Source organism: Euryhalocaulis sp., from assembly GCF_013911995.1.
GTDB lineage: Bacteria > Pseudomonadota > Alphaproteobacteria > Caulobacterales > Maricaulaceae > Euryhalocaulis > Euryhalocaulis caribicus.
Map to the genome: position 1 here is coordinate 90,057 of NZ_JACESD010000004.1, position 11,759 is coordinate 101,815.

General features: G+C 66.3%; 13 protein-coding genes and 1 other RNA gene. 12 read left to right on the plus strand and 2 right to left on the minus strand.

Annotated elements, in window-relative coordinates; genetic code table 11:
* Positions 1-3 precede the first annotated feature (3 nt).
* The 4 genes from H2040_RS02035 (at position 4) to H2040_RS02050 (ending at position 1,999) form a co-directional block, all read left to right on the plus strand.
* Positions 4-432 (plus strand): YybH family protein, encoded by a 429-nt coding sequence (locus H2040_RS02035; RefSeq protein WP_287153962.1) that lies wholly within the window; start codon positions 4-6, stop codon positions 430-432.
* Positions 433-493: 61 nt separating this feature from the next.
* Positions 494-955, plus strand: a complete 462-nt coding sequence (locus H2040_RS02040; RefSeq protein ID WP_287153964.1) for a thiol-disulfide oxidoreductase DCC family protein — start codon at positions 494-496, stop codon at positions 953-955.
* Positions 948-1,508: a DUF4166 domain-containing protein gene (locus H2040_RS02045; protein ID WP_287153966.1), complete on the plus strand. Its 561-nt coding sequence runs from the start codon at positions 948-950 to the stop codon at positions 1,506-1,508. Before H2040_RS02040 ends, H2040_RS02045 begins: the two co-directional genes overlap by 8 nt.
* Positions 1,505-1,999, plus strand: coding sequence for an ATP-dependent zinc protease family protein (locus H2040_RS02050; protein WP_022696456.1), 495 nt, complete (start codon positions 1,505-1,507; stop codon positions 1,997-1,999). Before H2040_RS02045 ends, H2040_RS02050 begins: the two co-directional genes overlap by 4 nt.
* Positions 2,000-2,001: 2 nt before the next feature.
* Here H2040_RS02050 and H2040_RS02055 read toward each other — a convergent pair whose 3' ends face one another.
* On the minus strand, positions 2,002-2,697 hold the full coding sequence (locus H2040_RS02055) for a hypothetical protein (protein ID WP_287153968.1): 696 nt from the start codon (positions 2,695-2,697) through the stop codon (positions 2,002-2,004).
* 78 nt (positions 2,698-2,775) lie between these two features.
* On the opposite strand from H2040_RS02055, the gene H2040_RS02060 reads away from it, so the two are divergent.
* The gene (locus tag H2040_RS02060) at positions 2,776-4,056 is read left to right on the plus strand and encodes an O-antigen ligase family protein (RefSeq protein WP_287153970.1); all 1,281 of its coding nucleotides are present in this window, start codon (positions 2,776-2,778) and stop codon (positions 4,054-4,056) included.
* Here the strand turns inward: H2040_RS02060 and H2040_RS02065 are convergent.
* Positions 4,048-7,641 (minus strand): hydantoinase B/oxoprolinase family protein, encoded by a 3,594-nt coding sequence (locus tag H2040_RS02065; RefSeq protein WP_287153972.1) that lies wholly within the window; start codon positions 7,639-7,641, stop codon positions 4,048-4,050. The genes H2040_RS02060 and H2040_RS02065 overlap by 9 nt on opposite strands.
* Positions 7,642-7,689: 48 nt before the next feature.
* Here H2040_RS02065 and H2040_RS02070 point away from each other — a divergent pair, with 48 nt between their 5' ends.
* From H2040_RS02070 to ftsL, 7 genes are all read left to right on the plus strand, one after another.
* Entirely contained in the window at positions 7,690-8,385 is a 696-nt protein-coding gene (locus H2040_RS02070; protein ID WP_022696460.1) for a J domain-containing protein, read from the plus strand.
* 62 nt (positions 8,386-8,447) lie between these two features.
* Positions 8,448-8,744 carry a hypothetical protein gene (locus tag H2040_RS02075; RefSeq protein WP_287153975.1) on the plus strand — a complete coding sequence of 99 codons (297 nt, stop codon included), beginning with the start codon at positions 8,448-8,450 and terminating at the stop codon, positions 8,742-8,744.
* A gap of 13 nt (positions 8,745-8,757) precedes the next feature.
* On the plus strand, positions 8,758-9,492 hold the full coding sequence (locus H2040_RS02080; protein ID WP_287153977.1) for an N-acetylmuramoyl-L-alanine amidase: 735 nt from the start codon (positions 8,758-8,760) through the stop codon (positions 9,490-9,492).
* Between the two features lie 34 nt (positions 9,493-9,526).
* An RNA gene (rnpB, locus tag H2040_RS02085) (RNase P RNA component class A) lies at positions 9,527-9,889 on the plus strand.
* Positions 9,890-10,076: 187 nt separating this feature from the next.
* Positions 10,077-10,547, plus strand: coding sequence for a division/cell wall cluster transcriptional repressor MraZ (locus tag H2040_RS02090; protein WP_287153979.1), 471 nt, complete (start codon positions 10,077-10,079; stop codon positions 10,545-10,547).
* On the plus strand, positions 10,544-11,545 hold the full coding sequence (gene rsmH / locus H2040_RS02095; RefSeq protein WP_287153981.1) for a 16S rRNA (cytosine(1402)-N(4))-methyltransferase RsmH: 1,002 nt from the start codon (positions 10,544-10,546) through the stop codon (positions 11,543-11,545). Before H2040_RS02090 ends, rsmH begins: the two co-directional genes overlap by 4 nt.
* Positions 11,542-11,759, plus strand: a 218-nt coding sequence (ftsL, locus tag H2040_RS02100; protein WP_287153983.1) for a cell division protein FtsL, incomplete at its 3' end; no start/stop codon positions are given. The genes rsmH and ftsL, both read left to right, overlap by 4 nt.

Sequence of the window (11,759 nt, forward strand, 5' to 3'; positions counted from 1 at the left end):
ATTATGCGCTCATTCCTTCTCGCCATAACGCTTCTGGCTGCGCCCTCCGCGGCGCTGGCCGGGCCGGCTGAAGATATCGAAGCGGTCATTACCGGGCAGCAGGCGGCCTGGAATGAGGGCGATATCGACGCCTTCATGACCGGCTACTGGAACAGCGAGGAGTTGCGCTTCGCCAGCGGCGGCGACGTGACGACGGGCTGGGCGGAAACGCTGGCCCGCTACCACGCCCGCTATGACACGCCGGAGAAGATGGGCCGGCTGGAATTCACCGATCTGGACATCGACGTGCTGGGCGAAGACGCGGCCACGGCCTTTGGCCGTTGGACCGTGGTGCGGGAGGGCGATGATCCGACCGGCCTTTTCACCCTGATTTTCCGCCGCATCGACGGCGACTGGGTGATCGTCCACGACCATACCAGCGCCGCCGATTGAGGCGGTGCGGCGTTTTGCGGCGGGGTCTTGGGCCGCAAAACGCGCCATACCGGCTCCCGACATGACCCGACTCGACCGGCCTGCGTACAGCTTCCGGGACGATCCGGCCGTGCCGGACTTTCCCGATGACCGGCCGCTGATCGTTTTTGACGGCGTTTGCGTCCTGTGCAGCGGCTTTGCCGGCTTCGTTCTGCGCCATGACCGAAACGAAGCGTTCCTGTTCGCCAGCGCCCAGTCGCCGCTGGGGCAGGCGCTTTACCGCCATTACGGGCTCGACCCGGATGATTTTGAGACCAATCTGGTGATCGATCAGGGCGTCGCGAACGCGAAACTAGGCACGGTTTCGGTGGTCGGGCGGCGTCTGGGCGGCGTCTGGCGCGCTGCTGCGCTCGCCGATTGGGTTCCGGAGCCGCTTTCAGGATGGCTTTACGACCTGATCGCCAGCAATCGCTACCGGCTTTTCGGCAAGCGGGAGACCTGCATGGTCCCGCCGGCGGACCAGAAAGACCGGTTTTATGTCTGAACCGGGCGCCTATGCGCGCGCTTTGGGGCCGCGTTTCGATGCGCTTCCGGCAGGCTGGCGGGCGCTGCACAGCGCGCCGGGGCGGCCGGTTTTTTCCGGAAACGCAGCCGTAACGCGCGGAAAACACCCGCTTTCGGGACCGGTTTCGGACCTTTTCGGCTTTCCTTTGTCGTCGGAATCGGTCGCGGTACGGCTGGAAATCGACCGCTCCGGGCCGTGTGAATACTGGGTCCGCACCTTTGGAAGCCGGTCTTACCGCTCCCGGATCCGCTTGCAGGGCGCGCCGGGAGAGGGCCGTGTCGCGGAGAAAATGGGCGCGATCGAAGCGCAAATGCGTCTGATGCAGGAGGGCAACGGCGTTGAACTGGCGCTGGAAAGCGCGCGGATGGCGGGGCTTCCCCTGCCTGTCTGGTTGACCCCTGTCAGCCGCGCCCGCGAATATCAGGATGAAAAAGGGCGATTCTGCTTCGATGTGGATATCGGCCTGCCCGGGATCGGGCGGCTGGTTCACTATCAAGGCTGGCTGAGCCAGGTCTCGGAAGGCGGCAAATGAGCGCGACGAATTTTGTTTTTGGCTGGCTGGAATGGGGCGCGCTGCCCGATCTCCACATCCCGGCGATCCGCGCCAAGGTGGACACGGGCGCGAAAACCAGCGCCCTGCACGCCGACGAGGTCGAGGAATTCAAAAAGGACGGCAAGGACTGGGTGCGTTTCGTGACCCGTCCGGTCACCCGGCGGCCCAAGATTTTCATCCAGTGCGAAGCGCCTGTGTTCGATAAACGGGTCGTCATCAGCTCAAACGGCGTCGCCGAAGAGCGTGTGGTGATCCGCACACGGGTCAATATCGGCAAGCATAGCTGGCTGGCGGACGTGACCCTGACCAATCGCGACACCATGCGCTACCGCATGTTGCTGGGGCGCCGGGCCATGGCGGGGCACGCCCTGGTCGATCCGGGTGAGAGTTTCGTCCAGAAACGGCTCAGCTATTCGGTCTATAAGGAGCTGCTGGAAGACCCGGCCCACCCGGCCACGTTCGAAGGATAGGGTCAGGCCGGGGCCGCCGGGACGGCGAATAACCGCGCCTTCAGCGCCGAAATCAGTCCCCACGCGCTGCCCCAGAGGTCCCGCGGCAGCAGGAACAGCCCGCCCAGAACGCCCAGATAGACCATCGATTCCGCCATTTCGTCGACCACGAACAAGGCCAGATAGTCGTATCCGAACACGCGGGCGGCGAATTGCGTCATAACGGACGCCGCGAACAGGCCGTTAAAGGCCATCAGCGCGGGCAGGGCGCGGGGGCGCGCGAAGGCGATCAGCGCATTGGCGGCCATGAAAAACGTCCCGAAAACCGCCATTCCGATCAGCTTCGAATAGCTGATCAGGATATCCAGATTGTGGATGCTCAACTCGTCATGCGCGTTGACCGCGGCAATGGATTCCGGGGTCTCGAACAGCAACAGTTCCTGTCCCCAGTTCAGTTCTTCGCCCAGCAGCAAAAGGAAAAACGCTGCGCCGGGCAGCCACAGCCAGTGCTTTTTACGGAACGCCGTGACCAGGCACAGGATCGCGCAGACCAGAAGTGTGGCGTGCTGAATATGCTCGAACCAGTTTTCGCTGAAATTCATGCCGTGAACGGCGTCCAGTCCGCCAATGCGGACCGCCGCGGCGGAAAGCAGAACAGCGCCGATCGAAGCCATCAAACCCGCGCTGCCAAGGGGCGTCATGCCGAGTGTCGTTTTCATAACGGATTTATGAAAGCACGCGGCGTGCCAAACGTGATTTACGAAGGGTTAGCGGGCCTTCCGCGATAAGGACGGGTCATGACCGACGCCGTTCATCCATCGCGCCCCGCGCCATCTCCGCTGTTCGGAGATCCACGCGACGCCGCGTTCAGCGCCATGCTGCGCACGCTGGAAATGGCGGCGTTGCTGACGATCATGCTGATCCTGTCCTCGGCGCCGATGGGCATGATTATCAAGCTGCAGGGCGGCGCCTCGCCGCTGCTGCCGCTCAGCTGGGCGGCAATCTGGGGGGCGGCGCTGGCGCTGGTGCTGCTGCGGCCGCAATCCACGCTGAACGGCGCGCTGGCCTCCTGGCCGCTGCTTCTGTTGCTGTTGTGGGCCTATGCCAGCATCAGCTGGTCCGTTTCGGCGCAGGATTCCCTGATCCAGAGCGTCACGGTCACCGCCGGGGCGGTGGGCGCGTTTGCCGCCGCGGGCATCTATTCCTGGCGGCGCATGATTGAAATTGCCCTCTGGATGTATGCCGGGCTGGCGGTGTTCACCGTGTTGCTGGCGCTGGGCATGCCTTCGCTTGGCGTGATGCAGGAAACCCATATCGGGGCCTGGGCCGGCCCCTGGATCGAAAAGAACTCGACCGGCCGGCACATGGCCATCGCCATCACGTTCGCCATGGCGCGGTTCGCGCACGATCCGAAAACGCGGATCTCCAGCGGCGTGCTGGCCTTCCTTTTCCTGGCGGTGTTGCTGCTGTCTACATCCAAGACCGCGCTTCTCACAGCCATTCTGGGCGTCGGCATGGTGATCGCGGTGTGGATTATCCGCCGCGGGGCGGCGCTGGCGCTGGTGGCGCTCTATGGCGGCCTGATCGTGGCGGTGGCCGCGGGGGCCGCCGCCTTCATATTCCGCGAACAGCTGGTCCAGCTGATGGGCCGCGACCTGACCCTGACGGGCCGCACTGATATCTGGGAGTCGGTCTGGTGGCGGATCAAGGAGCGCCCGATACTGGGCTACGGGTTCGAGGCGTTCTGGGAGGGAGATAACCCCACCGCGCCCTATAACTGGGTGGTGCAGCAAGCCGGCTTCCGGCCCAATAACGCGCACAGCTCATGGCTGGAGCTGTGGCTGATGCTGGGCCTGCCGGGGCTGATCCTGCAGGGCGCCTATATGCTGTGGGGCCTGATCGCCGCGGTGTTGACCCTGATGCGGTCCAACGGCGCCTATCTGGCGCTGCCCTATCTGCTGACCACGCTGCTGGCCTCCAATGTGGAGTCGCTTCTGTTCTCGCCCAGCGCGCTGGAATGGTTCTTCGTGGTGATGATCACCTCCAAATGCGTGATCGACTGGCGCAAATCAGGCTGAACCGTAGCCGCCGCCGCCCGGCGTCTCGATGACCAGCCGGTCGCCTTTCGAGACCTCAATCCGGAAACGTCCTTCAAGCTCCTCCGTCTCGCCGCCGGCCCGGATAACGCGCTGCTTGCCCAGCGCCGCGTCCTTGCCGCCATCCAGCCCGCGCGGCGGCACCGCGCGATGCGAGGAGATCAGGGAAACGGTCATGTCCGCGCCGAATTCGATCTCCCGCACCGATCCGTCGCCGCCGCTCTGACGCCCTTGGCCGCCGGAGCCTTCGCGCACGGCGTGGCGGACCAGGCGGACGGGGAAGCGGCGCTCGATCACTTCGGGGTCGGTCAGGCGGGAATTGGTCATGTGGGTGTGGACGGCGCTGGCGCCGTCGAACTCGGCCCCCGCGCCCGCGCCGCCGCAGATTGTCTCGTAATACTGCATACGGCCATCGCCGAAGGTGAGGTTGTTCATCGTGCCCTGGCTGCCCGCCAGCGCCCGCGTGGCGCCGAACAGGGCGTCCACGATCATCTGGCTGGTCTCCACATTGCCGGCCACCACGGCGGCGGGCGGGTTGGGATTGATCATGGACCCGTCCGGAATGCGGATATCCAGCGGAACAAGGCAGCCCTCGTTCAGCGGAATGCCGCCGCCCGCCAGGCACCGGAAGACATAGAGGACAGCCGCCCGCGCCACGGAGGCCGGGGCGTTGAAATTGTCGCTGCGCTGCGGGCTGGTTCCGGTGAAATCAATGACGGCGGAGCGGGAGTCCTGGTCCACGGTGATCGCGACGCGGATCATGTCGCCATCGTCCAGGCTGATCTCGAATTCGCCGTTTTCCAGCGCGCCCAGGGTCTGGCGCACCGCTTCCTCCGCGTTATCGCGGACGTGGCGCATATAGGCTTTGACCACGTCCTTGCCGCGGTCGGCGATCAGGCGGTTCAGGGCCTGTTCGCCGCGGGCGCAGGCGGCCAGCTGGGCGCGGATATCGGCCATGTTGCGGTCAGGGTTGCGGGCCGGGTGCGATCCGCCGCCCAGGATTTCTCGAATCCGGTCCTCCAGCAGCTCTCCGCCGCGCCGGATCAGGACATTGTCGAAGCTGACCCCTTCCTCGTCGATCGTCTTGGAGAAGGCGGGCATGGAGCCCGGCGTGATGCCGCCGATATCGGCGTGATGGCCGCGGCTGGCCACGAAGAACAGGCGCTCGCCCGTGTCCGGGTCGTGAACGGGCGAGACGAGGGTGACGTCGGGCAAATGCGTGCCGCCCTGATAGGGCGCGTTCACGGCCACCGCATCGCCCGGCCCGATATCCGGGTTGGCCTCCAGCGCCGATTGCACGCTGGCCGACATGGAGCCCAGATGCACCGGCATGTGCGGGGCATTGGCGACCAGAGAGCCGTCCGCGTCGAACACGGCGCAGGAGAAGTCCAGCCGCTCCTTGATGTTCACGCTGGAAGCCGTGCGCTCCAGCACCACGCCCATTTCCTCGGCCACCGACATGAAGCGGCGGTTGAACAGCTCCAGATCCACCGGATTGGCGACGGTGGGGTCGGTCTCACCCGCCCGCATCGCCTCGACATGCTCCAGCGCCAGCATTCCGTCGGGCAGGCGTTTGGCCCGCCAGCCGGCGTCCAGGAAGATTTGCGTCTGGTCTGAAACGATCAGGGCGGGGCCGGCCGCCGGGCCGCCCGTTCCGAATTTCTCCAGCCGGTAGACCGGGATGTCGGTCCATTCGCCGTCCAGCCAGGCGCGGCTGGTGTCGGCCTGTTCGGGTTTTCCCTCCGGCGGGGCCGGGGGATTGGCCGCGCCCGCGCCGGGCGGATCGCCCACGGCGTAGGCGGCGAGAGACTCGATCTCCACCGTGCGGCCATGTTCGGAAAAACCGAACAGACGCTGGTGGTCCGCCTCGAACCGCTCGCGGATCGGCGCGACGCCTTCGCCTTCGGTGAAGGAGACGGGCAGGGCGGTGTCCGACCCCTTCATGCGCAGGCGCAGCTCGAAACGGGTTTCCACGCTGTCGGCGTCGGCGCGCTGGTCAATGACGGAGGTTTTGGCGGCCTGCGCGAGGTCGCGTGCGCGCTCGAGCGCAGTCTTAAGCCCGTCATCGTCCAGTGCAATCTCAAGCGCGGCTTCCCGCGCCGCCTCGATCTGCGCCAGACCAATGCCATAGGCGGAGAGGACGCTGCCGAACGGGTGGATCAGCACGGTTTCCATGGCCAAGGCCTCGGCCACGCGGCAGACGACCTGTCCCGCCGCGCCGCCAAACCCGGCCAGCGCATAGTCGGAAGGCTTCACGCCCTGCGCCAGCGAGACGTGCTTGATCGCCTGCGCCATGTTCTCCACGGCGACGGCGAGGAAACCCTCGGCGGCCGCTTCCGGCCCGTCCGCTTCCATCTTCGCGGCAAGGCCGGCCAGCGCCTTGCGGGAGGCCTCGGCGTCGAAAGGCTGGTCCTCGTCCCGGCCGAAGACGCTGGGGAAGAAGCGCGGTTCGATCCGGCCCAGCGCCGCGTTGGCGTCGGTGACGGTCGCCGGGCCGCCGCGGCCATAGGCGGCGGGGCCGGGGTCCGCGCCGGCGCTTTCCGGTCCGGCCAGCGCGCGGCCCTTGTCATAGGTCAGGATGGAGCCGCCGCCGGCGGCCACGGTGTGCACCGCCATCATCGGCGCGCGAATGGCATAGCCCTCGATATCGGTCTGGAAGCGGCGGTCGAACGTCTCGCCGTCAAAGCGCGAGACGTCGGAGGAGGTGCCGCCCATGTCGAAGCCGATCACCTTGGGATAACCGGCGCGCTTGGCCGTCATCGCCATGCCGACCACGCCCCCGGCCGGGCCGGAAAGCAGGGCGTCGCGGCCCCGGAATGTTTCGGCGGCGGCAAGCCCCCCGGAGGAGGTGAGGAAGTATAGCGGCGTGCCCTGAAGCGATTGCGCGACCGCGTCCACGCGTTCGGCCAGCACGGGCGAAAGATAGGCGTCCGTGACGGTGGTGGAGGCGCGCGGGACGAATTTGACCAGCGGGTCGACGTCCGAAGAGCGGGAGACATGCTCGAAGCCCAGCTCGCTGGCCAGCGCGGCCAGTTTTTCTTCCTCTTCCGCCGCCCAGTCATAGGCGTGCATCAGGCAGATGGCGGCGGACCTGGCGCCCGCATCGCGCGCCTCCTGAAGCGCGGACCTCGCAGCATCCATGTCCAGCGGGCGCAGGACGGAGCCGTCGGACAGGCGGCGCGTATCCAGCTCCGCCACGCTGGAATGCAGCGGGGCTGGCTTGTCGATTCGCAGGGCGAAGATGTCGGGCCTTGTCTGGTCGCCGATTTTCAGGGCGTCGCCGAAGCCTTCATTGGTGATGAAACAGGTGGGCCGCCCCTTGCGCTCCAGCAGGGCGTTGGTGGCGACGGTCGTGCCCATCTTCACCGCCGCGATACGGTCCGCCGGGATCGCTTCGCCGTCGCGCAATCCCAGCAAACGGCGCACGCCTTCGGAGGCGCTGTCCGTATAGCGGTCGCTCTGGGACAGCAGCTTCTGCGTCTTCATTTCGCCATCGGGGGCGCGGGCCACGAAGTCCGTGAACGTGCCCCCGCGGTCGATCCAGATTTCCCAGCGACCGTTTGTCATCTGCGCTCCGTCTTGATCTGCAGGCCAGTCGGGGCGATCAAGGCAGCTATGTCGGTGCGAAGCAAGCTCTCCGATGCGATACGGCAGATCCGCGCCATGTTCGGCCCGGAAACGCCCGAAGACATCCCCGGACAGACGGTCCGGGAGGGCGACATCGCAGCCGCCCTGATCGCGCTTGGCGCCAAGATGGCGAAGGCGGACGGGCAGGTGACTCCCGACGAGATCGAGGCGTTCTCCGAAGTCTTTCACGCCAACCGCCGGGCGCAGCCGGGCGTGGCGCGCCTGTTCAACCTGTTCCGCCGCACCACGCTGGGCTTTGAAGCCTATGCCGGCCGCGTCGCGCACCGCTGGCGCGCCTATCCGGCGGTGCTGGAGGACGTGCTGGACGGGCTGTTCCACATCGCCAAGGCGGACGGGGCGATCACCGGCGACGAGATCGAGTATCTTGAGCGGGTCTCGGAGATTTTCGGCCTGTCGGAGCGGGAATTTCGCCGCATCCGGGCCGGGCACGACCCGCTGGCGGCGGGCGACCCCTATTTGATACTGGGCGTTGATCCGGATATCTCGGACAGCGACCTTGTTCGCGCCTATCGCCGGGCGGCGGCGCAGAACCATCCGGACGCGCTGATCGCGCGCGGCGCCCCGGCGGAACTGCAGCGCCTGGCGGTCGAGAAGATGGCCGCCATCAACGAGGCCTATGACCAGATCCGGGCCGAGCGCGGCGATTCCAGCGCAAAAGATTGACGCCGCGCCCTTCGCACCCGACATTACTGGGCGTGGTGGGGCTCGAAGACGGATAGAAACTGATGCAAAGATTCATCTCTTCAAGCCGTGAAGGCGTCCTGAAGTCCGGCGCGCGCCGTCTGGCGGCGGCCGTGATCATGGGCGGCCTGATGATCGTGGCGCTGGGCGCCGCGGCGCTGCTGACCGTCGCCGCGTTTGCGGTGGCCGCCGTGCTGATGACGCTGGGCGCGCTGATCTATCTGTTCGCGTGGCTGAAACGCGGCCGCAAGGATGGCGGCGATGACGAGCCGGGCGTTCTGGACGCCCGCAAGGGCCCCTCGGGCTGGACCGTCGACACCGCCGGACGCTTCGGCCACTAGCGGGATCAAGACATTGCCGCTGACCATCGCGGACGCGCCGTCGCCGAATTTCGACGAGCGGAACGGCGCGCCGATAGATATTCTTGTCCTGCATTATACGGGCATGGAGACCGGCGAGGCCTCCATGACGCGGATGCGCGACCCGGAGGCCAAGGTCGCGGCGCATTATTTCGTCGATGAAGACGGCGCAATCTCCCAGCTGGTGCCCGAGGAAAAACGCGCCTGGCACGCGGGCGCGGGCTGCTGGAAGGGCGAGCGGGACGTGAACGCCCGCTCCATCGGCATCGAGATCCAGAATGGCGGGCATGATTTCGGCCTGCCGGACTTTGTCGAGCCGCAGATCGTCGCCGTGATCGCGCTCTGCAAGGAAATCCTGAAACGCCATCCCATTCCGGCCAGCCACGTCATCGGTCATTCGGACCTGGCCCCCGCCCGCAAGCAGGACCCGGGGGAGAAATTCCCATGGGCGCGGCTGGCGGAGGAGGGGATCGGACTGTGGCCGGGCGAGCAAGGCGTCACCGGCGGCCTGCTGGGCCTTGGCGACGAGGGCGAGATGGTGGCCGAATACCAGATGGACCTGGCCACGTACGGATATTGTCCGCCCGGCCACGGCGAGTTTGAAGGCGAGACCGCAGACCTGACCCGCGCCTTCCAGCGCCATTTCTATCCCGAGGCCGTAACCGGCGCGGCGGACGCGGAAACGCGCGCGCGGCTGAAGGCGCTCCTCACCCTGTCGCTAACCGCTTGACGCGGAAGCCCTTCGCGCCGACATAGGCTCCCGGTCAGACGGCCGGACGGTCGCTCCGCAGCTTGCTGCGGGGAGGAAAGTCCGGGCTCCACGGATGCGGGGCGCCGGGTAACGCCCGGCGGGAGCAATCCCAGGGAAAGCGCCGCAGAGAGCAGACCGCCGCGGATTCGTTCGCGGCAAGGGTGAAAGGGTGCGGTAAGAGCGCACCGCGCCCCTGGCAACAGGGGCGGCATGGCAAGCCACGCCTGGAGCAAGACCAAGTAGGGACGGCGGGCCTTGAGTGGCCGGGCGAGCATCCGCGCCGCTGTCCGGGTAGGTCGCGCGAGGCGCGCCGCGAGGCGCGTCCCAGATGAATGATCGTCCTCGACAGAACCCGGCTTACAGGCCGTCTGACCGCTTCTCTCTCAAATGTTCATCTAATGTTCTGCAGACCTGTGCACAAATTATCAACAGGTTGCTGTGAACATGTGCCTAGATTCAGTCTGTTAATACTTAAAAACTTGTATTCCCATAATTTCCCATGTTATCCCATTAGGTGACAGAAGGGTGCCGAACTGCGCCCGGTCAGGGGGATTTTCAAGGGCATGTTCCTTTCAACGGCGGAGACAGGGCTGGACGCCAAGAACCGGGTTTCGGTCCCGGCGGATTTCCGCGCCCAGCTTTCCACCGATCCCCAGGCCGCGATTTACACATTCCCGCATTTCCACGGTCCGTATCTGGAAGGCGGCGGGCAGGCCTTCATTGACCGCTACGCCAGGGATATTCGCCGGCTGAAGCGGTTCGATCCCATGCGGCGCACGATGGAAGTGGCGGTGCTGGGCGCCACAAAGCGTCTGGACTTCGACGCCAATGGCCGCGTCACCCTGCCCAGGGACTTCATCGAGCATGCCGGGATCGACAAGCGCGTGATGTTTGTCGGCTGCGGCACGCGGTTCGAGATCTGGAGCGCCGAGGCGCACGAGAAGCGTATGGGCGAGGCGCGCGACCGCGCGGCCTCCCTGATCGACGATCCGGAAATGGCGGCAATGTTCGGCGGCGAGGAGGACGAGGAATGAGTCACGCCCCCGTCATGCTGACCGAGGTTCTGGAGGCGCTGGAGCCGCGCGACGGCGGCGTCTATGTGGACGGCACATTCGGCGCGGGCGGCTATTCGCGCGGCATTCTGGGCCGCGCGGACTGCAAGGTAATCGCCTTCGACCGCGACCCGAGCGTTTCAAAACACGGCGACCTGCTGGCCGAGGCTTTTCCCGGCAGGTTCCAGCTTTTCATCGCGCCGTTCTCCGCCATGGACGAGTTGCTGACCCGCGCCGGGTCGCAGGGCGTGGACGGCGTGGCGCTGGATCTGGGCGTCTCATCCATGCAGATCGATCAGGCCGAGCGCGGCTTCTCCTTCCGCTTCGACGGTCCGCTGGACATGCGCATGAGCGATGAAGGGCCGACCGCCGCGGACGTGGTGGCCGAACTGGACGCCCGCGCCCTGACCGCAATCTTCCGCGCCTATGGCGAGGAGAAGAAGGCCCGACGCGCCGCCGAGGCGATCAAGCGCGAACAGGCCCAGGCCCCGATCACCACGACCGGGCGCCTGGCCGACATCGTGCGCGATGCGGTCGGCAAGAACCCGAAATCCAAGATCGACCCGGCCACGCGCGTTTTCCAGGCGCTGCGCATCTATGTGAATGACGAGCTGGGCGAGCTGCTGGCCGGCTTGCAGGCGGCCGAGCGCATTCTCAACCCCGCCGGACGTCTGGCCGTGGTCAGCTTTCACTCGCTGGAAGACCGCATCGTGAAGCGATTCCTGCGCAATCGCTCCGGCGGCGACGCCCGCGTTTCCCGCCATGCCCCGATGCCGGACGCGGACGGTCCGGCGCCGTCCTTCAACCTTCTCTATCGTGGCGCGGAAGAAGCCGACGAGCGCGAGACGGATGAAAATCCGCGCGCCCGATCCGCCAAGCTGCGCGCCGCGATCCGCACCGACGCCCCCGCCTGGCAGGCCGACGATTCCGCATTCCTGCCGCGCGCCCCGCGCGTGTTTGAACTGGGAGGCGCGTCATGATCCGCGCGCTCAACACGATTGCGCTGGTTTTCGCCTGCGTGCTGGCCGTCGCGCTCTATCGCGCCAAGACCGAAGCCCAGGATGCGAAAGAGCGCGTGGAAATGCTGCAGGTCGAAATCATGGAAGAGCGGCGGGCCACCGCCGTTCTTCGCGCGGAGATTGCCTATCTGGAGCGCCCGGAGCGGCTGCGCGCGCTGGCGCGCAAATATCTGGG

What these genes read in the sequence shown, in the direction of transcription:
- H2040_RS02055 (WP_287153968.1), bottom strand. Translation starts at nt 2,697, where the DNA reads ATGAAAACGACACTCGGCATGACGCCCCTTGGCAGCGCGGGTTTGATG.
- H2040_RS02065 (WP_287153972.1), bottom strand. Translation starts at nt 7,641, where the DNA reads ATGACAAACGGTCGCTGGGAAATCTGGATCGACCGCGGGGGCACGTTC.
- H2040_RS02060 (WP_287153970.1), top strand. Translation starts at nt 2,776, where the DNA reads ATGACCGACGCCGTTCATCCATCGCGCCCCGCGCCATCTCCGCTGTTC.
- H2040_RS02040 (WP_287153964.1), top strand. Translation starts at nt 494, where the DNA reads ATGACCCGACTCGACCGGCCTGCGTACAGCTTCCGGGACGATCCGGCC.
- H2040_RS02050 (WP_022696456.1), top strand. Translation starts at nt 1,505, where the DNA reads ATGAGCGCGACGAATTTTGTTTTTGGCTGGCTGGAATGGGGCGCGCTG.
- rsmH (WP_287153981.1), top strand. Translation starts at nt 10,544, where the DNA reads ATGAGTCACGCCCCCGTCATGCTGACCGAGGTTCTGGAGGCGCTGGAG.
- H2040_RS02035 (WP_287153962.1), top strand. Translation starts at nt 4, where the DNA reads ATGCGCTCATTCCTTCTCGCCATAACGCTTCTGGCTGCGCCCTCCGCG.
- H2040_RS02045 (WP_287153966.1), top strand. Translation starts at nt 948, where the DNA reads ATGTCTGAACCGGGCGCCTATGCGCGCGCTTTGGGGCCGCGTTTCGAT.
- H2040_RS02075 (WP_287153975.1), top strand. Translation starts at nt 8,448, where the DNA reads ATGCAAAGATTCATCTCTTCAAGCCGTGAAGGCGTCCTGAAGTCCGGC.
- H2040_RS02090 (WP_287153979.1), top strand. Translation starts at nt 10,077, where the DNA reads ATGTTCCTTTCAACGGCGGAGACAGGGCTGGACGCCAAGAACCGGGTT.
- H2040_RS02070 (WP_022696460.1), top strand. Translation starts at nt 7,690, where the DNA reads ATGTCGGTGCGAAGCAAGCTCTCCGATGCGATACGGCAGATCCGCGCC.